The following is a 26,452-nucleotide window of genomic DNA, read 5'->3' on the forward strand; positions in this document are numbered from 1 at the left end:
GTCGCCAAGTGCCTGGCCATGCCCGCCGTGGCGGGCCGTCTTGCCTGCGGCGGCGTCTCCGCCGCCATCCCGATCACCGCTGCCTCTCCATCGCGCCGTGGCCCCTGGGGGCGCGTGGCCGGCGATTTCCCCCGAAACCGCCGGCCCGGCGCGGACGTCACGACAATGGCCAGGCCGTTGCCGGGGCCCCGTGCCGGGGCCCCGTTGCGTCTACCGCCCGTGGCCTATTGGTTCCAGCCCTGGCAATTGACCGCCGGCATCTCGCCGTAGGCCCAGAAGCTCTTGTCCTCGAGGCCGACGCAATTGCCCAGGCCGTCCTTGGAGCGGTCGACGAAGCTCTTGCAGTTCTTGCACTTGGGCAACTCCTCGTACTTGGGGCAGCACTCGGAATCGATGGCGATCATCTGGTTGGTCCAGGCGCACAGTCCCTTGGCCGCGTCGACCGGAATGAAGTTGCGGCAGTCGTCGTGTTTGCTTCCCTTGATCGTGGACATCTCGCCCCTCCTAGATGGATTCGTATTCGGTTCTGGCAATGACTTCGTCCTGGATGTGCTTGCCGATTTCCACCCAGTACTGGGTGAAGCCGGCCACGCGCACCAGCAGGTCGCGGTGTTGCTCGGGATGGGCCTGGGCGTGGCGCATGACCTTGGAGTCGCAGACGTTGAACTGGATGTGGTGGGCGCCGCGACGCAGGTAGGACTTGATCAGGTCGGCCAGGTGGCGGGTACCGTTTTCGCCCTTGATGGCCAGGGGGTGGATCTTCATGTTCATCTGCGAGTTCTGCGACCAGGACTGGTCCCAGCAGGTCGCGGACTTGAACAGGGCGTACGGGCCGTTGCGGTCCGTGCCCGGGTAGGCGGACATGGAGCCGTCGGCGAAGGTCGTGCCGTAGAGGCGGCCGTCGGGCGAGGCCAGGCAGGCCCGGCCCTGGGTGCCGTGGGTGGAGACCGAGTTCTGGCAGGTGTACATCTCCAGGCCGAACAGGGACTCGAAGGTGTGGGCCACCTTGGTGAACCACTTCTCCCACAGGATCAGGTACTTGTCGGCATTGATGTCGTCGTTGCCGTACTTGGGCGCCTGGAGGCAGTCGCTGTGGATGGCGTCGAAGGCGTCGCCGTCGTCCTTTTTGACCTGCTCGGCCAGGGAGAAGCTGTCGATCTCGTCGGCCTTGTAGAAGCCGAAGTTGGCCAGGATGGCCTGGCGGAAGTCGTCCAGGGTGTACTTCTTGTCCTCGAAGACGAGCTTGTCCAGGGCGGCGAAGGCGTTGACCATGTTGATGGTGCCGCAGCTCTCGATGTTGTAGGTGCCGTTCCAGCGATAGCCCATGTCGCCGATGTGGTGGCCGCGATCCAGGCAGTCCGGCTTGAACAGGGACTGGATGATGCACATGTTGTTTTTGCGCCAGATGTCGTGCTGGATATTGTTGCACTTGCGCAGCACTTCGATGGTCTGGGCGTAGTAGTCCTTGTAGACCTCCCAGATTTCCTCAAACGTTTCCAGGGCCTTGTTGTGCGGCTCGAAGACCTGGATGCCCGTGCGGTTGTCGAAGCCGTTAAAGAGCACCATCTCCAGGATCTTCGGGTTGGAGATGAAGTGGACGCCCACGGCGGCGGGCTGGCTGGCCCCGGCCGGCACTTCGTAGTCCTTGCCGTTAAGGTGCAGGACCTTCCACACGGCCGGCGCCGTCTCCAGGCAGCCGCCGATGGCGTAGGAGCGGGCCTCCTCCAGGGTCATGCCTTCCTTCTGGTAGTGGTTCCAGATGAACTCGGTGCCCATGCGGAAGCTGAACCAGGCCGGGTAGCCGGTGCCGATCTTGGTGCACTCGGCGCATTTGAGCACGAAGTCCTCGGGTGTTTTTTCGTCCCACAGGATCGACAGGGTCGGCTGAGGGCAGGGCATGGTCATGCCGGCGTGGATCATCAGGTACTCGAGCCGGTTGGCCGCCGACTCGCCGGTGCGGGTCAGCCCGCCCACGGCAAGGTTGTTGAAGGTGTTGCCCGAAAGCACGCCGCCGACCACGCCGAAGGAGGCGAACACGTCGAAGCAGGTGAACTTCACGCGCTGCAGTTCGAGCAGTTCCAGGGCCTCGTCCTCGGTGATGCGGCCGGCCGCCACGTCCTGCTCGAACCAGGGCCACAGCACCTGGCCGAGGCGGCCCGGGGACATGCCGGACAGGGCGTCCTCGTTGAGGGTGATGGTGTGCATGAACTGCACCATCTGCATGGCTTCGTAGAAGGTGCGGGGCTGCTTGTGGGCGATCCACTGGCAGCAGTCGATGATCTTGTCGTAGTCGGCCAGAAGCTGCGGGTCCTCGGTGTACTGCTTGAGGCGGGCGGCTTCCTTGGCGTAGTTCTCGATCCAGGCCTGGATGCCCTTGATGAGCTCGATGCAGGAGGCGTAGAAGTACAGGCGGTCCATGCCGACGATGCCGTCGCCGTGGGCGTTGCCGGCGACCTCGGCCTTTTTCTCCTCGCACAGGGCCAGCAGCCCGTCGAAGCCGTACTCCAACGGGTAGTAGTAGCTCATGACCTCGCGGCCCTGGGGCAGGGTGTAGCCCGAGTCGAACATGCAGATCATCGTCCGCATGATCTTTTCCTTGAGGTCGTACTCGGGCACTTCGCGTTCCCAGCGGTTGCCAAGGTCGTCCACGGACTTCTTGTACCAGGCCTTGGCGATCTTATTGAGCGCCGGCACTTCCTCGGCCCGGATGCCGAACTTGCCGGCGATGGACACGATCTTGCCGAAGCTCTCGGTGACGTTGCCGCCGCCGGCGCCCACGCGCGAAAGCTCGCCCGAGGACTCGCCGCCGCGCTTGAGGGCCTCCTGGTACATCTCGTCCTCGTGGGCCAGGAAGAAGCCCTCGGACAGCTGCGGCATGGGGAAGGAACCGCGATAGTACCGGGCCTTGCAGCACACGATGAGCTCGCCGGGGATGATCAGCGGGGTGGTCTTGGCAAAGGCCACGGACAGGGCCTTGGCCCGGCGGTAGACCGGAATCTCGTATTCGAACTGGGCATAGGTGCGGTTGTACCAGTAACCGAACTCCATGCTGACCGAGGACAGGGTGTTGAGGTAGAGGTCATAGAGTTTCTCGACGCGGGGATGGGGCTTGAGGTCCTGGAATTCCCGGTCGACGATCTCCTCGGGGGCCTTGCCACCGTATTGGAAGTTCATCCCGAGACCCTTTTCCGCCAAGATCTCGCCCAGCTTCTTTTTGCGCTGAAGATCCAGATCAGAGGTCATGCAGCACCTTCCTTGCAGGTTGTGGTGGAATGGTTTGTTGTGACAGTCCTCGAACCGAGGCCTACCTTGCCTGGCCTAAAGCAAGGCCCATGCCTGGCCGGGATAAACAAAAATATTCTTATTTTTAAGTATGTTGCCTGTATCGCCTGGCGAGGGTGCCCGGAGGAGAACCCGGCGGGAAGGGCGGATGCGCCATTTCTGGCACTTCATAAAAAGAGGATATTGCATTACGTCGCTGTTTCATTTAGGGAAATACCAGGCGTGCCAATTGTGGCACTCACCCCGCCGCGAATGGCCCATGGCCGGCGGCGGGGGCGGCTCGGGCCGGCTTGGGCGGGGCGGCTTTCGCGGCCCGGCGGCCCGGTTTCCGAAAAAAAGGCTGCCGCCGCTGCGGCCAAGGCACCGCATTTGCTAGCGTACGGGGGCGCGGCTTGGCGCGGCGCCGCCCGGAAAGGGCCGGCAAGCCGCGGCAACCAGGCGAAACGCCATGCACAACAGCGACGATTTCCTCGACCCGGCCGGCCCGGCCTTCGATTGCCTCCCCTTCGGGGCCTTCGCCCTGGACCCGGAGATGCGCGTGCTGGCCTGGAACGCCGCCATGGCGCGGCTGCTGTCCGTCCCGGCCGCCGCGGCCGTGGGCAAGGCCATCGGCGAACTGCTGGCCGGCCGGCTCACGGCCGCGGACTTCACCGCCGAGGCGCTTTTCGCCAAGCTCATGACCCAGCACGGGACGGACAGCCTGGAAGGCCTCTCCGGCCTCGGCCCGGCCGAAGCCCAGCCCCTGACCCTCGCCGGCGGCGAGGCGGCGGGCTTCCATCTGTTTACCGGCGTGCTGCGCCGCGCGCCGAAACGTTTCGACGGCCTCGTCTGCCTGCTGCTCGACCGCGATCCCCTGGCCGGCCACCACTGCCGCGACGCCTTCCACAAGCGCCTGCTCGGCCTGTCGCCGGGCATGGCCTACCAGATCTTAAACGACGGCAAATGGACTATCCGCTACGTCAGCGAGGGCTGCCGGGAGCTGACCGGCTTTGGCCAGGAGCATTTCCGCGACAAGACCTTCTCGGTGCTTTCCGAACTGTTCCACGCCGAGGACGAGACCGAGGCCTTGGGCACGTTTTACACCTCCATCGCCAACGCCAAGCCCTACGAGCACGAGTTCCGCATCATCGACGCCTCGGGCCGGGAGAAATGGGTGCTCAACCGGGGGCGGGGGGTCTTTTCCGAGGGCCAGGAACTGGTTTCGGTGGAAGGCTTCATGTCGGACATGAGCCAGTACAAGAGGACCGAACTGCGGCTGCGCGACGAACGCCAACTGTTGCGCACGGCCCTGCGCGACCGCAAGAGCTTCGGCCAGCTCCTCGGCCAGAGCCCGGCCATGCACAAGGTCTACGACCTGATCATCAAGGCGGCCATGGCCGACGACAACGTGTTCGTCCACGGCGAGACCGGCACGGGCAAGGAGCTCGTGGCCCAGGCCATCCACGCCAACAGCCGCCGCCAGGGCGGGCCGTACATCGCGGTCAACTGCGGGGCCATCCCGGAGACCCTCATCGAAGGGGAGTTTTTCGGCCACAGGAAGGGCTCGTTCACGGGCGCCACCCAGGACAAGAAGGGCTACCTGGAGGCGGCCCACGGCGGCACGCTGTTCCTCGACGAGATCGGCGAGATCAGCCTGGCCATGCAGGTCAAGCTCCTGCGCGCCCTGGAGGTGGGGGGCTTCTCGCCGGTGGGCGGCAGCGAGGTCATCCGGCCCAGCCTGCGCATCATCGCCGCCTCCAACAAGGACCTCCAGGACCTGGTCCAGGCCGGGCTGATGCGCCGGGATTTCTTCTACCGCATCTACGTCATTCCCATTTCCCTGCCGCCCTTGCGCGATCGCGGCGACGACATCCGGCTGCTGGCCGACCATTTCGTCGCGGCACTGGGCAAGGCCCGGGAGGTCCCGGCCTTCACCAAGGCCCATTACGAACTGCTCATGAGCTATTCCTGGCCGGGCAACGTCCGGGAACTGCAAAACGCCATCCGCCGCTTCCTCACCCTCGGCAACTTCGACTTCCTGCGCGAGAACATCGACCAGGAAATCATCGCCTCCCTGGAGAAGGCCGACGAAGGCGAAAGCGGCGATTTCGACCTGCAACAAGCCGTGGAGGTCTTCGAAAAGCGCATGATCGTCCGGGCCCTGGACGAAGTGAAATGGCACAAGATCAAGGCGGCCTCCCGGTTGGGGATTTCCCGGCGGACGCTTTTTCGCAAAATCAAGGAACTCGGCCTCGAATAGGCGGCATGGCCGTGCCCGCCTGTCTGCTTGGGGAGTCGTCAATGCTTGTCACGGAAATTCTGGCGCGAAACGCCCGCATGTATCCCGAGGAAATCGCCCTCATCGAACGCAGCCCCAACATGGGGCGGCGCAAGGAAATCACCTGGCGCGAATTCGACCAGCAGGCCGACCGCCTGGCCGGCTACCTGGCGGCCAAGGGCCTGGTCAAGGGCGACCGGGTCCTGATCCTGCTCGAAAACGGCATCGAGTGGCTGCCGCTGTATTTCGGCATCCTGCGCGCCGGCTGCCTGGTGGTGCCCGTGGATTATTCCTACGGCGACAGTGAGCTGGGCCATTGCCTGAGCCTGTCCGGGGCGGCCGCCCTGTGCTACGGCAGCCGCTTCCGGGCCCTGGTCGCCCGGTTGCGCGAAGGCGACGGCCGCAACCTGCGGGCCCTGATCGAAATCGGCGGCGACAGCGGCCTGCCGCCCTACGCCGCCGACGGGGCGACCATCCTGGCCGACGCCAGCGCCGTGGCCCCGGCCGTGCCCTTAAGTCTCCTCGACGAGGCCGCCCTCTACTGCACCTCGGGCACGACCGGCAAACCCAAGGCGGCGCTTTTGACCCATCGCAACCTGGAAGCCGCCTGCTACCTGGAAAACAGCCACCACCGCCAGGTCCACGCCGACAATTTCCTGTGCCTGCCGCCGCTGTTCCACGCCGGCGCGGTCATGCACTGGTTCGGAGGCTTCATCGTCGGGGCCAAGGCCGTCATCCTCAATAGCTTCGCGGTCGACCGCATCTTCGAGGCCATCTCCGAGGAAGGCGTGACCATCGTCTGGTTCGTGGTGCCCCTGGCCAAGGAGATCCTGTGCCAGATCGAAAGCGGCCGCATCGACCTGGCCGCCTACAGCCTGGGCCAATGGCGGCTCATGCACATCGGCGCCCAGCCCGTCTCGCCAAGCCTCATCAACGAATGGCGCTCCATCTTTCCCGGCCACCTCTACAACACCACCTACGGCCTGACCGAAACCACCGGCCCGGGCTGCATCCAGCTCGGCGTCAACAATTTCCACAAGGTCGGCGCTATCGGCCGGCCCGGTTTCGACTGGGAAGTGCGCATCGTGGACGCCGCCCTGGCCGACGTGCCCCAGGGCAAGGCCGGCCGGCTCATGGTCAAGGGCCCGGGGGTCATGAAGGCCTACTACCAGGACAGCGAGGCGACCGAGAAGCACCTGCGCGACGGCTGGTTCCTCACCGGCGACATCGCCGTGCGCGACGAGGACGGCTTCATCTGGTACGTGGACCGGGAAGACGACGTGATCCACGTGGGCGGCCAGGACATCTTTCCGGTGGAGGTCGAGAACTTCCTGCTGCTGCACAAGCGCATCCAGGACGCGGCCGTCTTCGGGCTGCCCTGCGGCGAGAGCCAGCGCGTGGCCGCGCTGATCCAGGCCAAGCCCGGCCACGCGCTCAACGAAGGCCACCTGGAGGATTTCTGCCAGGCCATGCCCGCCCACAAGCGGCCGTCGGTCTTTTTCTTCGGCGACGTGCCCCGGGGGCTTACGGGCAAGATCCGCAAGTTCTACCTCAAGACGCTCTACGGGCCGCGCGTCGCCAAGGACGCTTCGTAACGGCGCCCGCGCCGTTGCCGGCAAGGGATCGGCCGCGCTCGGCCAGGCCGGTGAAATCGGCAGGGCCGTCGGGGATCGGTTGCGTCCGGCGACAGTGACGCGGGCCGGCCGACGGCGACGGTGCCGTGGGGACCCGGCCGGCCGCCGGCCCGGCCCGCCAAGCCCGGCTGGCTGCGGCGAGGCAGCCGGGGCGCGGCCATTTGTCCGGCTGGGCCGTCGGGGGCCGGCCGCGCCCGGCCCGCCTCAGGCCCGGGCCGGCTTGGGGCCGAAGACGCCCGTTTGCCAGATGCGGTAGAGCATGAGGATTTGCAGCAGCGCGCCCAGGGACAAGGCCGAAAAGCCCAGGGTGAAGCCGCCGGAATACTGGCGCAGGATGCCGAAGACCTCCGGCCCGACGAGGATGCCCAGGTTCTCGCCGATGATGATCACGGCCATGGCCGCGCCGATGCCTTCCGGCCGCTTGGCCAGCAGCGGGCCGGAAGCGAAAATGATCGTGGGCACGATGCCGGCGATGAGCCCCATGGCCACCAGCACGGCGTAGAACGCCCCCAGGGACGGGATGGCGTACAGTGGCCACAGCACGGCCAGGCCGGCCGGCGGCAGGATGAACAGCCAGCGGTTGGTGCCGAAACGCTTGAGGAAATACCCGCCGTACAGGTTGCTGAGCATGGAAAACGGCCAGTAGAGGATCGAGGCGTCGGCGGCCTGGAGGATGGTCTGGCCCAGGTTTTCGCTCAGGTACGTCGTGATCCAGGTGGCCAGGGAGAAAAAGCCGAAGGTGTAGGCGGCAAAGGCGATGGCCGCGGCCCAGACCTTGCCGTTGCCGAATTCCTCCAGGAGCACCTGGCGGCTGGGCAGGGCCTTGCCCGGCCCCCCGGTCGCCGGGGGAATGACCAGGGCGTAGGCGAGCATGCCCGGGACGAGCGCCAGCAGCAGCAACAGCCAGTAGGTTTCGAGGCCGGTGCGGTCGAGCAGGCGCGGCGCGGCGAAAAACATGATGAGGCTGCCGCAGGGGATCCAGGTGGACCAGATGCCCATGGCCAGGGGCAGCAGGGGCCTGGCGACGTAGCGGCCGATGGCCGCGGGCGCGGCCACGGCCACCAGGGCGAAACCGATGCCCTGGACGGCCCGCCCGGCCAGGAACAGGGGATGCAGGGTCCACCGGGTGGCCAAAAGCCCGAGGGCCAGGCCGGCGGCCATCGAGGCCAGCCCCCAAAGGCCCACCCGCCGCTCCCCGAAGCGCTGGATGACCAGGCCGCAGGGCGTGGCGCAAACCAGGGTGGCCAGGGCGAAAAGCGTCATGAGCAGGCCGGCGTCGGCGTAGGACAGCCCGAAGCGGTCCTTGAGCACGGGCAGAAGCGGCGTGACCGAACACTGCACGAAGGTGGCGAGCACGCCGACCGCGAAAGCCACCCCGATAATCAGCCAGTCCTTTTTCACGATATCCCCTTTGTGGCCTCCCAAAAAAGGCCGACCCGGCTCCGGTTGCCAGGTCGGCCCCCGAGGCGCGCTCGAGTGTCGCGTCCGCGAAGGACAGGGATGTATTTTCGCGGGCAACACCGGAGAACAATGGTTTTTCTTGAAAAATACGATCGTATTTTTCAAGGGGCGCAACATTAGGCGGCGGCGCGCATGTCCTCGATGACGGCGTGGAGCATTTGCGCCTGTTTGGCCAGGTCGATCACGGCCTGGGAAGACTGCTCCATGGCCTGGGAATTCTCCAGGGCGATCTTGTTGATCTGGGACACGGCCTGGTTGATTTCCTCGCCGGCCCGGGACTGCTGCTCGGCCGCCGTGGCGATGGACTGGACCTGGCCGAAGGCCTGGTCCACCATGGCCACGATGGCGTCCAGGGCCTGGTCGGAATCCTGGGACAGGCTGGCCGCGTGCTGGATGTCCGTGGCCGAGGCCCGGGCGTTGGCCACGGTTTCCCGGGTGCCGTGCTGGATGCCGCGCACGGCCTCGCCCACGTCCCGGGTGGCGGCCATGGTCTTTTCGGCCAGTTTGCGGACCTCGTCGGCGACCACGGCGAACCCCCGGCCGGCGTCCCCGGCCCGGGCGGCCTCGATGGCGGCGTTTAGGGCCAGGAGGTTGGTCTGGTCGGCGATGTCGGAGATCACGGTGATGATGCGGCCGATGCCCTCGGCCCGTTCGCCGAGGTCGCCCATGGTGGCGGTGAGGGCCTCGGCCTGGCGCTGCACCGAGCCGATGGCCGAAACGACCTGGGCCACGACCTCCTTGCCCTTGAGCGCGCTGTCCTTGGCCGCGCTGGACACGTTGGAGGCCAGGGTGGCGTTTTTGGCCACCTCCATGACCGAGGCCGACATCTGTTCCATGGATGTGGCCGTCTCCTCCACGCGCTTGCGCTGGGTGCTGGTGCCTTGGCTGGACTGCTCGATCTGGGCCGAGAGCTCCTCCGAGGCGCAGGACAGCCGTTCGACGATGTCGCCGAGCTGCCTGGCCACGTGCAGGATGCCCTCCTGGCGGGCGGTCTCGGCCTGGCCCCGGGCCTGTTCGGCCTCCCGGGTGGCCAAAGCGGCCTTCTGGGCTTCCGCGGCCGCCTGGCGTTCCTTGCTTTCGGCCTCCAGGACCTTGTCCTTGAGCGTGGCCACCATGGCCCGCAGGCGATCGGCCAGCCGGCCGACCTCGTCGCCCTGGCGCAGGCGCAGGGTCTCGTCCAGGCGGCCCTCGGACACGGCCACGGCGAAATCCACGCCCAGCTTGAGCGGGCCGACGATGGACCGGGTGATGCACACGCCAAGGACCAGGGACAGCACCACGGCCAGGCCCAGCACGATGCCGGCCAGGCGGATGTTGGCCGCGGCGTCGCGGGCGGCGGCGGCCCCCTCGCGGGCGCTGTCGTCCACGTTGATCTGGATCACCCGGCCCAGGGCCTCCATGGCCTCATGGATGGTCACATCCGAGGCGCCGGTCAGGGCCGAGCTCAAGGCCTGCCGGTAATAGTCCTCCCGGCTGTTGTCCTGTTCCCAGTCCTTGAGGAACGACAGGGTTTTGCGGTTTTCGTCCCGGGCCTTTTCGATCAGGCGCGTGAAGTCGTTCCAGGGTTTGATCGCGGCCTCGTTTTTGGGCAGCTTCTCGTATTTGCCCACCGCGTCCATGTAGCGTTTCCGGGCCGCGTCGATGTCGGCGTACAGCTTGGCCCGGTCGGGCACGTCCTTGAACAGCAGCACTTTTTGCAGGCCGAAGATGACCATGAGGTTGTAGCGGATGTCGGCGAGGGCCTCGACGCTGGGCAGGATGGTGCCCGATACCTTGCCCACCGAATCGGTGATGTCGCCAAAGCCCCGGAAGCTCGAAACACCGAGCACGGCCGTCATCAGGGTGACGAGGCAAAAGCCGCCGAGCAGGCGCCATTGGATGGAGATGTTTTTCATGGGGCGTTTCCTTGTCGCCGCAACGCTGCGGCCTGGCCGCGTGGACGTTCCTGTGGCGTGGGCGGGGGCGCGCCCGGGCCGGCCGTGGGCACGGCCTGCCCGGGGCGCGGCTGCCGCCCGGCCCTGCCGAAAAAGGCCTTGCTCCGGAGTCGCCCGCGAGGATGCGCGTGGGAGGTGATCCGGAGCAAGGGTTTGTTGGAGGAAAGCCTAGCAGGGCACGACAAAGTGCATGTTTTCGATGCAGTAGGCCATGTGCCGCAGGATGTCGTCGCAGTTGGCGGCGTAGCGCGCGGCGGCATCCCGGTCGCCGTGGCCCATGGCCGTGCAGATGGCCCGGCCGGCCCGGTAGCCCGAGTCGATGGCCGCGCTCATGCCCTCGCCGTTGAGGTAGATCAGGCCCGCCGCGTCGCCGGCCAAAAGGATGTTGTCCTTGCCCAGAAAGGGCGGGGCCAGCCGGTTGGAACAGGCATTGGCGAAGCGGCGTTCGCCCACGGCCACGCCGAAGGCCTCGCGCAGGTGGTCGACGAAACGCTCCTCGCAGGCCGGCAGCTTGGAGCCGGAAAACCCGCCCACGCTTAAGGCCAGCATGTCGTCCTTGTGGTGGACGCAGCCGATGATGTCGCCGAAGCGGGGATTGAGGAAGACGTACCAGCCGCCGTTTTTGAGCTGCCCCGAGTCGTTGCAGGCGTAGTAGGCGTAGGTGGCCAGGCAGGCCTTGGCGCCGGTGACGGTCTCCGGGTCCAGGGCCTTGCGGATGGGCGACAGGGCGCCCTCGGCGCCGACCAGGTATTCGCAGGTCAGTTCCAGCTCCTGGCCGTCGGCCTGGCGCAAAAAGACGTGCACGAGGTCCTCGTCGCGGGAAAAGCGCAGGAAGCGGGTCTGCTCCATGACCACGGCGCCGCTTTCCCGCAGCAGCCAGTGGTCGAACTTGGACCGCCAGACGTTGATCCACTCCCGGGAAAAGGCCTGGCCGTCCTTGGGCAGCTCCCAGACATAGGGCACGAGGCTGCCGTCGTTTTTGCACTCGAACACGTCGTCGGCCCGCACGAATTCGGGGTCGCAGCGGACTGCGGCGGGCGGCAGCTTGCCGAAATAGCGCAGCAGCAGCTCCTGGCACTGGCCGTAGACGATGCCCGAACAGGTCTTGTGGCGGGGCAGCTTGCGCTTCTCCACGACCAGGCAGTAGGTGCCGCAGTCGCGCACGGCCTTGGCGCAGGCCGCGCCGGCCGGTCCGGAACCGATGATGATGACGGGGTAGTGGCGCATGGCGTCGACTCCTTGCGGGTAGTGGCGGCGGGGCGGCCGGGCGCGTCGCCGCCCATCGCCGTCGCCGGGGGTTGCATCGCGGCCGTCAGCCGGCCCGACGGTCGGTGGCGGCGGCGCGTTTGGCCAGCGCGCCCTGCCGCATGGTTTCCTCGAAGGCCGTGAGGGACTCGTAACCGAGCCGGCGAAACAGGTTCTCGTAGCGCTCCCGCACCAGGTTGCGCCCCTGCTGCCTGGCTTGGCCGACAAAGGTATCGAGCATGGACAAGGTGCGCGGCGAATAGGTCTCCATTTCGCTTTCGACGTAGGCGTGGAAGCCTTCGCCGCCCCGGGGGAAGCTGCGGGGGAAGGCCTGGCGCACCTCGGCCATCCAGGCGTCCTCCACGGACACGATCCGGTCGACCATGGCCCGGGGGCCGTCGTCGCGGGCGATGGCCTCGTCGATGCGGGCGTATTTCTCGGTCATGAGGTTGCGCCCGGCCTCCTGGGCCAGGCGCAGGTCCTCCAGGTAGGACAGGAGGATGTCCGTCGGGAGCACCGAATGGGTCATCCAGCGCATGAGCCGGAAGGTCTTGAGCCGGTCCTGGCAGGGCGAGCGCTCGTAGGTGCTGATGCGCTCGAACATGTCCTGTTCCAGGGCGACGATGCGGGTGATGAGGGTTTCGCGGTCCTCGCGTGGTTGCATGTCCGGTCCTCCGTGGGGGCGGGGCGTGGGCTCAGGCGGCCGCGGCGGCGGCTTCCAGTTCGCGCAGCGACCCCTTGCCGATGCGGGTGTAGAAGTTGTCGTAGCGCTGCTCGGCCAGGTTCAGGCCGGCCTGCCTGGCCGCCTCGATGTCCCGCAGCAGGAGTTCCAGGGTATGGGACGAATAGGTTTGCAGTTCGCAGGCCGTGTATTGGCGGAAATAGGCGGCATTGTCCGTGCCGTGGCTGACCACGTGGGGGTATTTGTCGGCCAGCTCCAGCATCCAGGCGCTTTCCGCGGCCACGATATCCTCGATGACCGGATCGACGTTGATGGCCGGGATCTGGCCGGCCATGAGGGCGTATTTCTCGGTCATGAGGTTGCGGCCTTCCTTGCGGGCCTGGATGAGGTCGAGCAGGTAGGAATCGATGACCTCGTCGGACAGGACCGAGAAGCTCATCCAGCGGCCCAGGCGGAAGGGCTTGATCTTCTCCGGGGTGTTCTGGTCCTCGCCGGTGTTGAGCGCGCAAAACATTTCCTGTTCCGCGTCGATGATGGCCTGCAGCACGGTTTCGCGTTGGGTCGCCATGGCGTTCTCCTGGGTGTGGTTGCAGCGTGGGGCCGGCCCGGGGCCGGCGCGCAGGGATGAGACAGGGCCGGCGTCGCCGTGCCCGGCGTTCCATTGCCGAAGGACGAGGTCGCAAAGCCGGCCGGCCAGGGCGTCGCAGGCCGCCGGCGTCCAGTGGATGCCGTCGCCGCAAAGGGCCGGCGGCCCGAGTTCCCGGCAAAGGGCCGCCGCGTCGCAAAGCCCGGCGCCGTGGCGCGCCGCCAGCTCGCCCAGGATGGTGTTGTAGCGCCGGGTGCGGGGCAGGGCCTCGGGATGGCGCGCGTACTGGTCGGGGCTGGCCTCCCAGAGGTTGACCAGCACCACCCCCGGCGGGGGGCTGCCCATGGCGTCGCGGCAAAAGCCGAGGAACCGGTCCAGGTTGCGGTGAAAATCGGTCGCCTCGACCCAGGGGTCCTTGTCGGCCAGGTCGGGGAAGGGCGGCGGGACATGCCGCCCCCGGGCCGGCCAGAGGTCGGTCAGGCCGAGCTCCACGATCACGATGTGGGGCCGGGCCAGAAAAACGTCCGTGGCCAGGCCGCGCACCAGGTGCAGCGAGGTCTGGGCATGGCGGCACAGGTTGACGAGCATGACGTCGGATGCGGCGGCCTGCCGAAGCCGCCGGCGCAACCGCTCGGGATAGGTGTCCTCGTGGTAGAGGTCCACGCGGTCCGAGCCCTTGCTGAACCGGGGCAGCCCCAGGCTGTCGCCGACCACGGCCAGGCGGATCATGGCCGACCTTCCGTCCGGTCGAGGCGTCCCAGGGCAGAGGCCTGTTCGACCAGGCCCAGTTCAAGGGCCGAAGCCTGCAACTGCCGGCCGATGGACGGCAGGATGACGGCTACGGCCGTTACCATGACTGGTATGGAGTACTGGGCCACGCAGGCTATCAATAGAATGACCCAGGGTTTTGTCGTTTCGTCCTGATGCATGGCATCCTGCCTTTCCGTACGCCGCGCGCAACAAAAGAGTCCACCAAGATGGTTGGAGATATGCATCCTTCTTGGAGGCCATTGGCCTGCCCTGTTGGGTTTTTTCTACAGAGCAACATCCATGCCGTTGGCAGGAACACTCCCAGGCCGGGCCTCTCTCCCCGCTGGCCGCGGGCGAGTTGTCACGCGCAGGCGCGCACCCAGAGGGCGAAACGGGCTCTTTTTATGATAACATCTCGAATTAAATTATTTTTTTCGAATTGACCGAGTTGGCTCTATTCGTGACATATCTGTCTCATTTGCGGCGCTTCGGCCGGGACGGCCGCAAGGCAGGCCACAGGCGGGTTGCGGCCCACCAAGGCCCGCCGCAACCCGAATTTCGGACAGGGGCGCCGGTTTCCCCAGCCAAGCCCGAGGGATAGCGCAGGCCTCCCCCAGGGCGGGCGGATGATTTTTTTGCATTCCCCGCAGGGAAGCATTGGCGGGCGCTTATGCCCCCATACCGGAGGCCTCGGCCGGGCTGCGCGCCGACGGGCGCGGCCTTGCGGCACGCACCCTGCACAGGCCTTCGGACACCAAGAGAAACCGCTGCGCCGCTTCGCCTTCGCCAGGCGGGGCGGGTCGGCCGTGTCCGGCAACGAGCCGGCCGTCGCGCCTGGCGCCGGCGGCCGGAATGGGCTGAGGCAAGCACCTCGCGAATCATCAACCTGGGGTAAGGAGGAAGGAGTCATGCGAAAAGTCTTACGGATCGGCCTGGCGGCCCTGCTGCTGGCGACCGCCTGCGGCACGGCCCTGGCCGCCACGGAAGTGAAATTCGTCGGTGACGCGCGCGTCTACGGCGTGTTTTTCAGCGGGCACAACTTCACCGGCTGGAACGACGCGGCCTGGACCTCCAACACGCCGACCTGGACCAAGGCCGGGACCAAGACCGAGGACACCTTCGAGGTCTGGCAGCGCCTGCGTGTGCGCACCGACTTCGTGGCCAACGAGGCCGTGAAGTTTCGCCTGGGCATCAAGATCGACAACACCTGGGGCACGGGCACCTACACCGCGGCCAACCCCGACGCCACGGGCATCGTCGTCTACCAGGCCTTCCTGCAGTTCAAGTGGCCGGGCTGCGACGTCGAGGTCACGGCCGGCCTGCAGGACCTGAGCTTCCCCCAAACCCCCATTTTCACCGGCAGCCTGCTCTTCGACGACACGGCCGCCGCGCTGACCATACGGGGGGCGCTGATCCCGGATCTGCTTTCCTACAATATCGGCTTCGCCCGCATGATTGACACCAACCGCACCTACGACACCACCACCACGCAAGTCGACGACGAGCTGGACTGGTACTTCCTGACCCTCCCGATCACGGCGACGGGGTTCAAGGTCACGCCGTGGGCCATCGTGGGCGTGGCCGGCAAGAACGCCGGCTACTACACCACCTATGCCTCCTCCTTCGCCCAGGCGTCCGTGGCCGAGGACCTGCTGTCCGCCGGCACGCTGATCGCCCCGACCAAGTGGAAGAACAGCCAGAACGCCTATTTCTGGGGCGGCGGCGCCTTCGAGCTCACGGCCCTGGATCCGGTCAAATTCTACGCCGACGTCATGTACGGCGGCGGTGCGTTTAACGACCTCAAAAAAAGCAAGCGCGGCGGCTGGTTCATCGATTTCGGCACGGAATTCACCGGCTGGGACCTGCTCACCCCCCAACTGATGGCTTGGTGGGGCACCGGCGAGGACGGTTCGGTCCTCAACGGCTCCGAGCGCATGCCGCATTCCCGGCCGGCCTGGGGACCGGGCGCCGGCTCGTTCCTGTTTGACGGCGGCCAGGTGCTGGCCCGCAACTCCAATATGGGCATCGATCCGGTGGGCACCTACGGCCTGGCCGTGTCGCTCAAGAACATGACCTTCGTGGAAAAGCTCTCCCACAGCCTGACCTTTGCCTACATCCACGGCAACAACTCGCCCAAGGCCATCCGCTACCTCAACTACTACCTCGGCTCCGGCGACCTCTACGCCGGCAGCAACCCCTACTTCTGCATGGGCCGCGACCTGACCAGCAACGAGCACGCCTTCGGGCTCAACCTGGACAGCGAATATTCCCTGTACGAGAACCTGAAAATCCGCATGGAGACCGGCTGGGCCAAGGGGCAGTTCCAGGAGAGCGTCTGGGGCCGCCGCCTGGTGCACAAGGCCGAGGAACAGGGCGGCACCTGGAAGCTGGCCCTGGGCTTTACCTACAAGTATTGACCGGGCGCGGGCGCACCCGGGAAAACGGCGCGTCGGGGCGGCCGTTTTCCGTCGTCGGGCCGGTTCCTGGGGGAGCCGGCCCGTCGGCGTTTGCGCCCGGGCGGTCGGCGGCAAGCCCGTCTGCGCCCTGGACTTTGGCCTGGGAATTTGATTGATGTCGTGCGTGACGGACACGCGACGGCCACGCGGCGCCCGGCCTCAAGCAGAGCCCAACCACCGAGCCGCGTCAGGCTGTTGCGCCCGCCAGGGGCGACAGCAAAAGGCAACGCGGCCGCGCCAACTGAAAGAAGGAGTGGTCATGCATTACGACGCAGCGGAAACACTTTCCCGTCCGGAAATCACGGCCCTGCAACTGACGCGGTTGCGGGATACCCTGGCCAAGGCAGCCAAATCGCCTTTTTATGGTGACCTGTTTTCCCGCCTCGGCGTCACGCCCGATACGGTGTCCTCCCTCGACGACGTGCGCCGCCTGCCGTTTACCACCAAGCAGGACCTGCGCGACGCCTATCCCGACAAGCTTTTGGCCCTGCCCGTGAGCGAAATGGTGCGCATGCACGCCTCCTCGGGCACCACCGGCACGCCCACGGCCGTCTACCACACCCGCGACGACCTCGATTGGTGGGCCTCGCTGATGGCCCGCTGCATGCACATGGTCGGCCTGCGCCCGACCGACGTTTTCCAGAACATGTCCGGCTACGGCCTGTTCACCGGGGGGCTTGGCATCCACTACGGCGCGGAAAAGCTCGGCTGCCTGACCATCCCGGCCGGGGCCGGCAACAGCCAGCGCCAGATCAAGCTGCTGACGGACTTCAAGGTCACGGGCATCCACATCATCCCGTCCTACGCCATGCACCTGGCCAACGTGCTCAAGGAAATGGGCATCGACCCCCGCACGCTGCCCGTGCGCATCGCCCTGGTCGGGGCCGAGCCCTACACCGAGGAGACGCGCGGCCGCCTGGAAGAACTCTTCGACATGAAGGTCTACAACTCCTACGGCCTGTCGGAGATGAACGGCCCCGGCGTGGCCTTCGAGTGCCAGGAACAGCGGGGCATGCACCTGTGGGAGGACGCCTACCTGGCCGAGGTCGTCGATCCCGAAACCGGCGAGCCCGTGCCCGACGGCGAACTGGGCGAACTGGTCATGACCACGCTCGGCCGCCAGGGCATGCCCATCATCCGCTACCGCACCCGGGACATGACCCGCTTTCTGCCCGGGCCGTGCCCCTGCGGCCGGGTGCACCGCCGCATCGACCGGCTGCACGGCCGCTGCGACGACATGATGATCGTCAAGGGCGTCAACATCTATCCCATGCAGATCGAGCGGGTGCTCATGGCCATGCCCGAGGTCGGCCAGAACTACCTGATCGTGCTGGACAACGACGGCGCCATGGACCGCATCAAGGTCCAGGTCGAGGTCCGGGCCGAGCACTTCACCGAGGACACCCGCTTCCTCACGGCCCTGCAAAAAAAGATCGCCTCCAAGCTGCGCGACGAGATCCTGGTCACGCCCAAGGTCGAACTGGTGGAGCACAACACCCTGCCCCGCAGCGAAGGCAAGGCCAAGCGGGTCGTGGACAACCGGCCCCACTAGGGTCGTGCCCCGGAAATGCAGTTGTTCTTGGATGTTGTACGTGAATAAACGCCTGTCCCCTTCGGGGGCGCGTCACTAGGCGCGGCCCGGCCATGCCCCACGCCGCGCCGCGCCCGGCCTTTCCCGCCGCGCCCGGGGCCGATCCGGCCACGGCCGGCGTGGTGCGGCTGGTGCTGGACCGGGGCGCGGCCGGGGCGGCCGTGGCCACGGCCTTCCTGGTGGCCGGGCGGCGGGGCCGTTTCCTGGCCACGGCCTTCCACAACCTGTCGGGCGGCCTGACCCCGGGGGAACGCTTCCTGCGGGGGCTGCCGCCCAATCCCCTGTCCTTCGAGGTCCATCTCGGCGCGGTGCGCGTCGGCCGTTTCAGCGCCTATGTCGGCGGGCGCAGCCTGTTTCGGGTCCATCCCGACCCGGGCTTGCGCGGCGGCTGCGACGTGGCCGCCCTGGATTTCGGCGTGCTGGAGGCCGTGGCCGGCGGCCCGCTGCCCCGGGCCTTCCTGGAGGCGCCGGCGGTCAACGAGGCCCCGGCCGTGCCAGGCCATGGCCAGGTCACGGACATGTACCTGCCGGCCGGGCGGGGGGTGCTGGTGCTGGGCTATCCGGGCGGCCGGGACTATGCCGGCCGCCCCCTGGCCGTAGGTTGCGCCCTGGCCGCCGCCCCGGACCCGGCCATGCCCTATCTGGCCGTTTCCGGCCCGACCTCCCGGGGCTGTTCCGGCGCCCCGGCCGTGGCCCGGGATTTCGGCGGCTACCTCGCCCTGGGGCCCACGGGCCTGGGCCGCGCCCGGCCCGGCCTGGCCGTGGCCGACCAGTGGCTGGGCCTGTACAGCGGCCGGCTGACCCGCCTGGGCACGGGCGGCCCCGGGCCGGCCACCATCCAGGTCGGCGTGGTCTGGACGGCCGGGGTCGTGCTCGAGACCGGGGAAGACGGTGTGCCGGACTTCCTGCCCTGACGACGGCCCACCGGGCCGCCCGCCACCGGGCGACCCGGTGCCGGCCGGCCCTACATGAAGCCGTACTTGGCCAGTTTCTTGTAGAAAAGGGGCCGTGAGATGCCCAGGAGCTTGGCCGCGGCCGAGCGGTTGCCCTCGACCACGGCCAGGGCGTAGCGGATGGCCCGGCGTTCGGTTTTTTCCACCAGCACATCGAGGGTCATGCGGCCCTCGTCGGCGTCGATCTCCATCAGGTCCGAGCAGGTGCCGCCCTGCAGCAGCACCCGGCGCAGGTCCTCCTCGCCGATCTCGTCGGACTTGCTCATGATCATGATGCGTTCCAGGACGTTTTGCATCTCCCGCACGTTGCCCTTCCAGGGCTGCATCTGCATGGCCGCCAGGGCCGGGGAGGTCAGGCGCTTGTTGTGGATGCCGTGGCGGCGGGAGAGTTTTTCCCACAGGCTCTTGATCAGCCAGGGGATGTCCTCGGGGATGTGGCGCAGGGCCGGGATCAGGATGGGGATGACGTTTAAGCGGTAGAACAGGTCCTCGCGGAAGCTGCCGTCGCGCACCTTGTCCTCGAGGTTGCGGTTGGTGGCGGCGATGATGCGCACGTCGACCTGGTTGCGCTGCTCGCTGCCGAGCCTGTCCACCTCGCCCTCCTGGATCACCCGCAGGAGCTTGACCTGGGCGGAAAGCGGCATGTCGCCGATCTCGTCCAGGAAGATGGTGCCGCCGTCGGCCTGCTCGAACCGGCCCTTGCGGCCGCCCTTGCGCGCGCCGGTAAACGCCCCTTCCTCGTAGCCGAACAGTTCCGATTCGACCAGGGTCTCCTGGATGGCGCTGCAGTTGACCCGGATGAAGGGGCCGGCCCGGCGGCGGCTGTAGTTGTGGATGCTGTGGGCGAAGACCTCCTTGCCCACGCCCGATTCGCCGCGCAACAGCACGGTGGCGTTGGTGGCGGCGGCCTGCATGGCGGCGTTTTTGGCCTGGCGCATGGGCTCGGACACGCCGAGGATGTTGGCGAAGCTGTATTCCGTGCCGCTGGCCAGGGACTTCTCCTTGCGCATGTCGCGGATCTGCTTTTGCAGCCGCTTGATGTCGTCGGTGAGCTTTTGCACCTCGTCGAGGTAGCGGAAGCGGATGACCCCCACGGCGCCGATGCACTCGCCGTCCTCGAAGATGGGAATGCGCGAGACGACGTAGGGGATGCCCCGGATGTCCTGGTAGCGGTCGTGCTCGGGTATGCCGGTCTGGGCCACCAGGTGCATGCGGGTATTGTCCACGATGTCGGTGACGTGGCGGCCGATGACGTCCTCTTCGCGTACGCCGTGCACTTCCTTGAAGCTCTCGTTGATGAAGACGATCTTGCCCTGCCTGTTGACCACCTGCAGGCCGCAGGCACAGTAGTCGATGATCTTTTTGAGGAACTCGACGAAATTCTTTTCGTCGGAAAAAATGCCGGTCACCAGGTCGTGGCCGGGGCTGGCGGCCTCGGGCAGCAGGCAGATCTTGGCGCCCGACAGTTTGGCCTCACACCATTTCTTGTCGACATGCTTGAGTTTTTCCATGGCCTGGGTCTCGGTCCTCGCTTCGGTCTCGTCGTGTGCCGGGGGGGAACAGGCCGCATGCGGAAGATTGCATTCCATCCCATACTCCTCGCGGGTTGCGATTCCTGCTGCGGGTTGCGCCGACGCTGTCACCATTCGTGACAAATCCTTCCCAACGGTGTCATGCCTGTCTCCCCCCTCGCCGGATGCGGCCGTTGTCCCGCCAAGGCGCGTGGTTGCTTGGCCGGGCGGTCGTGGTCCCTGGCGGTGGGCCCCGGGTCCCGGCCCTGCCCGCCAAGGCCTGTCATGCCGCATTACAACTTGGGCTTGCCCCGTTGTTGCATCGTTTTCAAATAACGCTTGAATTCAAGGAGGTTGCGTTTTCACGTTGGCCGTTTTTCGGGGTTGGCATGTTCCATGTAATTGCAAGAATTGTTCTTGAATTTGGCGGCTCTGCCGCTCCAACCCCTAACGGAGGACCCCATGGCCAGAACATTCAAAGAGGTCTTGGCGGATGCAGGCATCTCCATGGACTTCGAAGCGTGCGGGCGCGCCCCGGATACGATCGTCGACCGTGAGATCAAGCCCGAACCGCATCCCCGCGTCGAAAAGCTCAAAAGCATCTTCATGCAGACCTTGTCCACGGCCAACAACGAGTTCCCGTACTGGTACACCCGGGAATACATGGCCCATGACTCGGAAATCCCGGTCGTGCGCCGCGCCATGGCCCTCAAGGCGGCGTTTTCTCACCTCACGCCGGTCATCTACCCCGGCGAGAAGCTGGTCATGCACAAGGCCCACTACTTCCGCGGCTCCTTCCCCATGCCCTGGCTGTCCGAAGGCTTCTACGTCGCCAAGGAGGACGAGCTCTTCCAGGACGCCCTCAAGCGCGGCTCCACCTCGGCCGACGAACACTCCAAGTTCGGTTCCGGCGGCGGAAACGTCGTCAAAAGCTTCAACAAGATCGTCTCCATCGCCGGCAAGTTCGGCATGCGCCAGGAAGAGATCCCGGCCCTGCTCAAGCTGGCCAAGATGTGGGTAGGCAAGTCCGTGGACGACCTCGGCCACAAGTACGAGCAGAAGTGCCCGGACTATGACGTCAAGGAAAAGTGCATGCGCAACATCGTGTGCATGTTCGATTCCGGCTACACCTTGCCTCAGGGCCGCGAGGTCATCAACTACTACTATCCCCTGGAATACGGCTTCGACGGCCTGATCGCCATGGCCGCCGAGTTGCGCGACAAGGTCGCCGGCAACGCCGACGGCGACGGCATGGTCGGCACCAACCGCCTCTACAACTACGAGGCCGTCATCCTGGTCCTCGAGGGCATCCAGGCCTGGACCCTCAACTACGCCAAGGAAGCCCGCCGCCTGGAGGCCATCGAGGCCGACGCCACCCAGAAGAAGGAATACGGCGAGATCGCCGCCTGCCTGGAGTGGATCGCCCACAAGCCGCCCCGCACCTTCTACGAAGCCTTCCAGATGATCGAGACCATCCACCTCGGCGTGCTCAACGAGGATGCCATCTCCGGCATGTCCCCGGGCCGCATCGGCCAGGTCCTGTACCCCTATTTCGAGCAGGACATCGCCGCCGGCCGCATCACCGAGGACGAGGCCCTGGAGCTGTGCGAACTCGACCGCGTGGTCAAGACCTCCATCGACTGCTTCGCCTCCTGCGGCGTGGTCGGCGGCGTGCTTTCGGGCAACACGTTCAACACCCTGTCCGTGGGCGGCCTCAACGCCAAGGGCCAGTCCGCGGCCAACCGCCTGGAGTACCTCATCCTGCAGGCCGGCATGACCAACCCCATGCCCCAGTCCACCATCGCGCTTTTATACGACGAGAAGCTGCCCGATGACTTCCTGTTGCTGGCGGCCAAGGCCATCAAGACCGGTTGCGGCTACCCGGCCTTCATGAACAACGAGATCGGCATCAAGTTCATGATGTCCCAGTATGCCCCCGAGGGCATGACCCCGCAGGAAGCCACGGCCTGGGCCATCGGCGGCTGCCTGGAGTCCTCGCCCTGCTGCTGGCTGCCCCTGCACTTGAACGGCAAGGAATACATGATCCCCGGCGGGGCCGGCCAGCCCACCAGCGTCGGCATCCACTTCATGTCCCTGCCCAAGATCCTGGAACTCACGATCTTCAACGGCCAGGATCAGCGGACCAAGGAACAGGTCGTGCCGCCGCACAACAAGGCCCTCGACACCTACGAGGAACTGTGGGCCGAGTTCAAGAACTACTGGGAAATCATGTGCCATGCCCTGGAAAAGGCCAACAACATCCAGCACGACATCTGGCGCAAGAACAACATGGCCGTGTTCAACTCCCTGCTCAAGCCCGACTGCCTGAGCAAGGGCCACCTGATCAATGAACTCGGCTACCGCTACAACGCCACCTTCAACGTCGAGTCCGCCGGCACGGCCAACATGGTCAACTCCCTGGCCGCCCTCAAGAAGGTCGTCTACGACGACAAGACGGCTACACTCGCCGACATCAAGGCGGCCATCCTCGACAACTTCGGCTTCAAGGACGCCCACGAGATCAACTCGTTCTCCATCGCCGACCAGCAAAAGCGCGAAGACGACGACCGCAAGTGGGACAAGCTCCACTTCCAGCTGCTCCAGGCGCCCAAGTACGGCAACGACGACCCCTACGCCGACGACATCCTGCGCGAGTGGGAAGAGTACTTCTGCGAGGACTGCAAGGATTACCAGTCCCTGTACGCCCATCCCATGTATCCCTGCCAGATCTCCGTCTCCACCCACGGCGCCATGGGTTCGGCCTGCCGGGCCACGCCGGACGGCCGCTTAAGCGGCACCACCTTCGCCGACGCCTCCCTGTCCGCCTACCCGGGCACGGACCGCAACGGCCCGTTCGCCCTCATGAACTCGGCCACTGTCTGGGACCACTCCAACTCCCAGAACTCCCAGCTCAACATCAAGATCCACCCCAGCGCCATCCGCGGCCAGGAAGGGTCCAAAAAGCTCCTGGACCTCACCCGGGCCTACATGCGCAAGGGCGGTTTCCACGTCCAGTACAACGTCGTGGACACCAAGATGCTGCGCGACGCCCAGGCCAAGCCCCAGGAGTATCGCGAGCTCATGGTCCGCGTGGCCGGCTTCACCCAGTACTGGGTGGAAATCGGCAAGTCCGTCCAGGACGAACTCATCGCCAGAACCGAATACGAGGGGATATAGCCATGACGCTCGCTTATCGTGACACCCGTGAATTCATTCCCGTGGACGCGGACAAAGGCCTCGATCGCCGCACCGGCAAGATGGTCCAGGCCGACACCGACGCACCGGCCGGCTACACCAAGCTGCCCAAGTGCAAGTTCTGCGCGAACTACCAGGAAGAGGCGACCAACATCGGCATCTGCGGCGCCAGCACCATGAGCCCCAAGTTCATGGCCTACGGCGACATGACCGCCGTGACCTGCGAGATGTACGCCGACTAACCCGGCACCGCCCGGCCGGAAGCTCGCTTCCGGCCGGGCGGACCCGTCGCAACCGGATGTTTCGGGGGTGAATCATGGAAGACAAGAAACGCGTCTACGGGTGGTCGGTGGTGGCGGCCTCATGGCTGGCCGTCTTTTGCCTGTTCGGCTACCGGGCCACCTTCTCCATCCTCAAGGTGCCCATGAGCGCCAACATGGGCTGGTCCCAGGCCGAGGTGACCCTGGGCTATTCCTTCATGATGATGTGCTACGCCATCGCCGCCTTCTTCTCGGGGCTGATCCTCGACAAGTGGGGGGCCAAGCTCGTGTACCTGGTCGGCGCGGTCTTCGGCGCCGCCGGTTTTTACGTCACGGCCCAAGTGCATACGCTCTACGCCTATTACGCCGCCTACGGCATCCTGGCCGGCGTGGCCACGGGCATGCTCTGGGTGACCTCCACCGTTTCCGTGCGCAAGTGGTATGTCGGCAAGAGCTACGCCACCATGTGGGGCTTTGCTTTCGCCGGCGGCCCCATGGCCCAAGTGGTCATGAGCCTGTTCGTGAAAAGCTCCCTGTCCAGCGCCCAGGGCGATGCCTGGCGCGGGGCCATGGAACTGCTCGGGGTGCTGGTGCTGCTGTGCCTGCTGTTGGCCGCCTTCCTGGCCAAGAAGAGCCCCGAAGGCTACGGGCTCAAGCCTTTCGGCGAGATACCCCAGGCACCCGGCGCCGCCGCGCCCCGCGTCTGGAGCCTGCGCCAGGCCTACGGTTCCTATCCCATCTGGGGCGCCATCCTGACCTTCCTGACCAGCATGCTCGCCGAGTTCCTCATCTGGACCCAGGTGGTCAGCTACTGGACGGCCGACCTCGGCATGACCCTTTCCAACGCCACCTACCTCTACGTCATCATCGGCGTGGTCGGCATCTTCTCCATGCCGGGCATGGGCATCGTGGCCGACAAGGTGGTGCAGCGCTCCAGTTGCGAATCCATGGGCCGCAAGAAGATGCTCATCTTCGGCCCGCTGGTCGGCGCGACGGCCTGCCTGCTGCTCATCCTCCAGGGCAGCCAGTCCATCGTGCTCGGCTTTTTGTCCTGCGTGCTGTTCGCCATCTACTGGGCCATCGTGCCCGGCGGCGTGGTCGGCTACCTGGGCGCGGTTTACGGCCGGGCCACCCTGGGCAAGATCTGGGGACTCGGCACCATGATCGTCATGGGCATCGGCCCCTTCATCGGCCCGCTGGTCGGCGGCTACATGAAGGACACCACCGGCAGCTACTACTATTCCATCGTCTTCGCCCTGGGGGCGTTCGTGGTCTCGTCCATGTTCGGCGCGAGCCTGCCCCTGTCCATGGAAAAGCATGAAGCGCGCCTGCGGGCGCAAGAGGCGGCCACGGCCTAGCGGCCCGGCTGCCTCCCGCGACACGGGGGCGGGGCCGCAACCCGCCCCCGGCTGGGCAACACCTTTTGCACACAAGGATGACGGCTATGCATACGCACCACGGCAACAGCGCGGACAGGGGACTGATCTTCGACATCCAAGGGCATTCCGTCCACGACGGCCCCGGCACGCGCACGACGGTATTTTTGAACGGCTGCCCCTTGCGCTGCACCTGGTGCTGCAACCCGGAAGGGCTCTTCAACCGCCCGGTGGTCATGTACCGGCAAAGCAAGTGCAAGTGCTGCGGTGACTGCCTGGCCGCCTGCCCCACCGGTTCGGTCCGGGTCGTCGCGGGCAGGCTGGTCTTCGACCGGGCCGTGTGCGACACCTGCCAGAGCCATGCCTGCGTGAAGGCCTGCCTCAACGAGGCCGTGGTGGAAAGCGGCAAGTACTACCCCATCGAGGAAGTGTTGCGCATCCTCAAGCGGGACCGGCAGTTCTGGGGCAGGAACGGCGGCGTCTCCTTCAGCGGCGGCGAACCGCTGCTGCAGCAAGCCTTTATCGGCAATCTGCTGCGCCAATGCAAAAAGCTCGAGATGCACACCTGCGTGGAAACGACCTCCTGCCTGCCCACCGACTATTACCTCGACGTCCTGCGCTCCGTGGACTGGGTGTTCACGGACATCAAGCACATGGACCCGGCGATCCACAAGGAACTGACCGGCCGGGACAACGCACTGATTCTCCACAACATCGAACAACTGGCCAAGGCCGACTGGGACGGGGTCATCATGCCGCGCGTGCCGGTCATTCCCGGTCGCAACGACTCGGAAGAAAACCTCATGGCCACGGTGGACTTCATCAAGGGCCTGGGCCTGGACGCCGTGAACATCCTGCCCTTCCACAGGCTTGGCGAATCGAAGTACCGCCAGCTCGGCCAGGAATACGGCCTGGCCGACCAGACTTCCCCCAGTGACGAAGCCATGTACCGCCTCAAGGACATGGTCCAGAGCCGGGATGTCATCTGCCTCGTCGGCTGGGAAACGCCGTTTTGAGGCAGCCGGGTATGGAGCCGTCGCGGCCGGGCAGGGCCTGCCGCGCGCCGCGACGGCCTCGTGTTGCGTCGCTTGAAGAATACTCCCGTATTTTTTAGAATGAGTAATTATTCTTAACGGTTGACCGTGGACCGGGATATGTCCTCTTCGAGGGCGCGACACGGACCGAGGTGGCCGGCCTAGGGCCGGGGCCAGGTCCCGGGGGCTGCCGCCCGCAGTCCCGGGCGAGGCTTCCCGGGCCGGCCGGCCTTGCCGGCCACAAC

The 26,452-nt window shown here is 66.1% G+C and carries 18 protein-coding genes; 9 read left to right on the plus strand and 9 right to left on the minus strand.

Going from position 1 to position 26,452, the window contains the following annotated elements; translation table 11 throughout:
- Positions 1-224 precede the first annotated feature (224 nt).
- Entirely contained in the window at positions 225-494 is a 270-nt protein-coding gene (hpdC, locus tag ACP59X_RS03670; RefSeq protein WP_428565170.1) for a 4-hydroxyphenylacetate decarboxylase small subunit, read from the minus strand.
- Positions 495-504: 10 nt separating this feature from the next.
- Positions 505-3,243, minus strand: coding sequence for a 4-hydroxyphenylacetate decarboxylase large subunit (gene hpdB, locus ACP59X_RS03675; protein ID WP_428565172.1), 2,739 nt, complete (start codon positions 3,241-3,243; stop codon positions 505-507).
- 487 nt (positions 3,244-3,730) lie between these two features.
- Between hpdB (ACP59X_RS03675) and ACP59X_RS03680 the strand changes: the two genes are divergently transcribed.
- Both ACP59X_RS03680 and ACP59X_RS03685 read left to right on the plus strand, forming a co-directional pair.
- Positions 3,731-5,521, plus strand: a complete 1,791-nt coding sequence (locus ACP59X_RS03680) for a sigma 54-interacting transcriptional regulator (RefSeq protein ID WP_428565174.1) — start codon at positions 3,731-3,733, stop codon at positions 5,519-5,521.
- Positions 5,522-5,562: 41 nt separating this feature from the next.
- Complete coding sequence (locus ACP59X_RS03685; RefSeq protein ID WP_428565176.1) at positions 5,563-7,134, plus strand: class I adenylate-forming enzyme family protein; 1,572 nt, start codon at positions 5,563-5,565, stop codon at positions 7,132-7,134.
- A 243-nt stretch (positions 7,135-7,377) separates the two neighbouring features.
- On the opposite strand, the gene ACP59X_RS03690 is transcribed toward ACP59X_RS03685, so the two are convergent.
- The 6 genes from ACP59X_RS03690 to ACP59X_RS03715 form a co-directional block, all read right to left on the minus strand.
- Positions 7,378-8,574, minus strand: a complete 1,197-nt coding sequence (locus ACP59X_RS03690; protein WP_428565178.1) for an MFS transporter — start codon at positions 8,572-8,574, stop codon at positions 7,378-7,380.
- A 176-nt stretch (positions 8,575-8,750) separates the two neighbouring features.
- Entirely contained in the window at positions 8,751-10,529 is a 1,779-nt protein-coding gene (locus tag ACP59X_RS03695) for a methyl-accepting chemotaxis protein (protein WP_428565180.1), read from the minus strand.
- A gap of 207 nt (positions 10,530-10,736) precedes the next feature.
- Positions 10,737-11,795 (minus strand): NAD(P)/FAD-dependent oxidoreductase, encoded by a 1,059-nt coding sequence (locus ACP59X_RS03700; RefSeq protein WP_428565182.1) that lies wholly within the window; start codon positions 11,793-11,795, stop codon positions 10,737-10,739.
- A gap of 85 nt (positions 11,796-11,880) precedes the next feature.
- Positions 11,881-12,477, minus strand: a complete 597-nt coding sequence (locus ACP59X_RS03705) for a DUF4125 family protein (protein WP_428565184.1) — start codon at positions 12,475-12,477, stop codon at positions 11,881-11,883.
- A 31-nt stretch (positions 12,478-12,508) separates the two neighbouring features.
- On the minus strand, positions 12,509-13,810 hold the full coding sequence (locus ACP59X_RS03710) for a DUF4125 family protein (RefSeq protein WP_428565186.1): 1,302 nt from the start codon (positions 13,808-13,810) through the stop codon (positions 12,509-12,511).
- On the minus strand, positions 13,807-14,010 hold the full coding sequence (locus tag ACP59X_RS03715) for a hypothetical protein (RefSeq protein WP_428565188.1): 204 nt from the start codon (positions 14,008-14,010) through the stop codon (positions 13,807-13,809). Before ACP59X_RS03715 ends, ACP59X_RS03710 begins: the two co-directional genes overlap by 4 nt.
- 729 nt (positions 14,011-14,739) lie before the next feature.
- Between ACP59X_RS03715 and ACP59X_RS03720 the strand changes: the two genes are divergently transcribed.
- The 3 genes from ACP59X_RS03720 to ACP59X_RS03730 all read left to right on the plus strand — a co-directional run bounded on the left by ACP59X_RS03720 (position 14,740) and on the right by ACP59X_RS03730 (position 18,792).
- Positions 14,740-16,248 (plus strand): outer membrane homotrimeric porin, encoded by a 1,509-nt coding sequence (locus ACP59X_RS03720; RefSeq protein WP_428565190.1) that lies wholly within the window; start codon positions 14,740-14,742, stop codon positions 16,246-16,248.
- Between the two features lie 298 nt (positions 16,249-16,546).
- Positions 16,547-17,839, plus strand: coding sequence for a phenylacetate--CoA ligase family protein (locus tag ACP59X_RS03725; RefSeq protein WP_428565192.1), 1,293 nt, complete (start codon positions 16,547-16,549; stop codon positions 17,837-17,839).
- 92 nt (positions 17,840-17,931) lie between these two features.
- Positions 17,932-18,792 (plus strand): hypothetical protein, encoded by an 861-nt coding sequence (locus tag ACP59X_RS03730; RefSeq protein ID WP_428565194.1) that lies wholly within the window; start codon positions 17,932-17,934, stop codon positions 18,790-18,792.
- Between the two features lie 50 nt (positions 18,793-18,842).
- Here ACP59X_RS03730 and ACP59X_RS03735 read toward each other — a convergent pair whose 3' ends face one another.
- A complete protein-coding gene (locus tag ACP59X_RS03735; RefSeq protein WP_428565196.1) occupies positions 18,843-20,420 on the minus strand; it encodes a sigma-54 interaction domain-containing protein in 1,578 nt (525 codons plus the stop codon).
- Positions 20,421-20,804: 384 nt separating this feature from the next.
- On the opposite strand from ACP59X_RS03735, the gene hpdB (ACP59X_RS03740) reads away from it, so the two are divergent.
- The 4 genes from hpdB (ACP59X_RS03740) (at position 20,805) to ACP59X_RS03755 (ending at position 26,189) form a co-directional block, all read left to right on the plus strand.
- The gene (gene hpdB, locus ACP59X_RS03740; protein WP_428565198.1) at positions 20,805-23,519 is read left to right on the plus strand and encodes a 4-hydroxyphenylacetate decarboxylase large subunit; all 2,715 of its coding nucleotides are present in this window, start codon (positions 20,805-20,807) and stop codon (positions 23,517-23,519) included.
- 2 nt (positions 23,520-23,521) lie between these two features.
- Entirely contained in the window at positions 23,522-23,779 is a 258-nt protein-coding gene (hpdC, locus tag ACP59X_RS03745; protein WP_428565200.1) for a 4-hydroxyphenylacetate decarboxylase small subunit, read from the plus strand.
- Between the two features lie 74 nt (positions 23,780-23,853).
- Positions 23,854-25,155, plus strand: coding sequence for an MFS transporter (locus ACP59X_RS03750; RefSeq protein ID WP_428565203.1), 1,302 nt, complete (start codon positions 23,854-23,856; stop codon positions 25,153-25,155).
- A gap of 86 nt (positions 25,156-25,241) precedes the next feature.
- The gene (locus ACP59X_RS03755) at positions 25,242-26,189 is read left to right on the plus strand and encodes a glycyl-radical enzyme activating protein (RefSeq protein ID WP_428565205.1); all 948 of its coding nucleotides are present in this window, start codon (positions 25,242-25,244) and stop codon (positions 26,187-26,189) included.
- Positions 26,190-26,452 lie beyond the last annotated feature (263 nt).

Source organism: Solidesulfovibrio sp. DCME, from assembly GCF_049995385.1.
In the GTDB taxonomy this organism is placed as follows: domain Bacteria; phylum Desulfobacterota; class Desulfovibrionia; order Desulfovibrionales; family Desulfovibrionaceae; genus Solidesulfovibrio.

Coding starts and splice junctions, on each gene's coding strand:
- hpdC (WP_428565170.1), bottom strand. CDS start 494: ATGTCCACGATCAAGGGAAGCAAACACGACGACTGCCGCAACTTCATT.
- hpdB (WP_428565172.1), bottom strand. CDS start 3,243: ATGACCTCTGATCTGGATCTTCAGCGCAAAAAGAAGCTGGGCGAGATC.
- ACP59X_RS03680 (WP_428565174.1), top strand. CDS start 3,731: ATGCACAACAGCGACGATTTCCTCGACCCGGCCGGCCCGGCCTTCGAT.
- ACP59X_RS03685 (WP_428565176.1), top strand. CDS start 5,563: ATGCTTGTCACGGAAATTCTGGCGCGAAACGCCCGCATGTATCCCGAG.
- ACP59X_RS03695 (WP_428565180.1), bottom strand. CDS start 10,529: ATGAAAAACATCTCCATCCAATGGCGCCTGCTCGGCGGCTTTTGCCTC.
- ACP59X_RS03700 (WP_428565182.1), bottom strand. CDS start 11,795: ATGCGCCACTACCCCGTCATCATCATCGGTTCCGGACCGGCCGGCGCG.
- ACP59X_RS03705 (WP_428565184.1), bottom strand. CDS start 12,477: ATGCAACCACGCGAGGACCGCGAAACCCTCATCACCCGCATCGTCGCC.
- ACP59X_RS03710 (WP_428565186.1), bottom strand. CDS start 13,810: ATGATCCGCCTGGCCGTGGTCGGCGACAGCCTGGGGCTGCCCCGGTTC.
- ACP59X_RS03715 (WP_428565188.1), bottom strand. CDS start 14,010: ATGCATCAGGACGAAACGACAAAACCCTGGGTCATTCTATTGATAGCC.
- ACP59X_RS03720 (WP_428565190.1), top strand. CDS start 14,740: ATGCGAAAAGTCTTACGGATCGGCCTGGCGGCCCTGCTGCTGGCGACC.
- ACP59X_RS03725 (WP_428565192.1), top strand. CDS start 16,547: ATGCATTACGACGCAGCGGAAACACTTTCCCGTCCGGAAATCACGGCC.
- ACP59X_RS03730 (WP_428565194.1), top strand. CDS start 17,932: ATGCCCCACGCCGCGCCGCGCCCGGCCTTTCCCGCCGCGCCCGGGGCC.
- ACP59X_RS03735 (WP_428565196.1), bottom strand. CDS start 20,420: ATGGAATGCAATCTTCCGCATGCGGCCTGTTCCCCCCCGGCACACGAC.
- hpdB (WP_428565198.1), top strand. CDS start 20,805: ATGGCCAGAACATTCAAAGAGGTCTTGGCGGATGCAGGCATCTCCATG.
- hpdC (WP_428565200.1), top strand. CDS start 23,522: ATGACGCTCGCTTATCGTGACACCCGTGAATTCATTCCCGTGGACGCG.
- ACP59X_RS03750 (WP_428565203.1), top strand. CDS start 23,854: ATGGAAGACAAGAAACGCGTCTACGGGTGGTCGGTGGTGGCGGCCTCA.
- ACP59X_RS03755 (WP_428565205.1), top strand. CDS start 25,242: ATGCATACGCACCACGGCAACAGCGCGGACAGGGGACTGATCTTCGAC.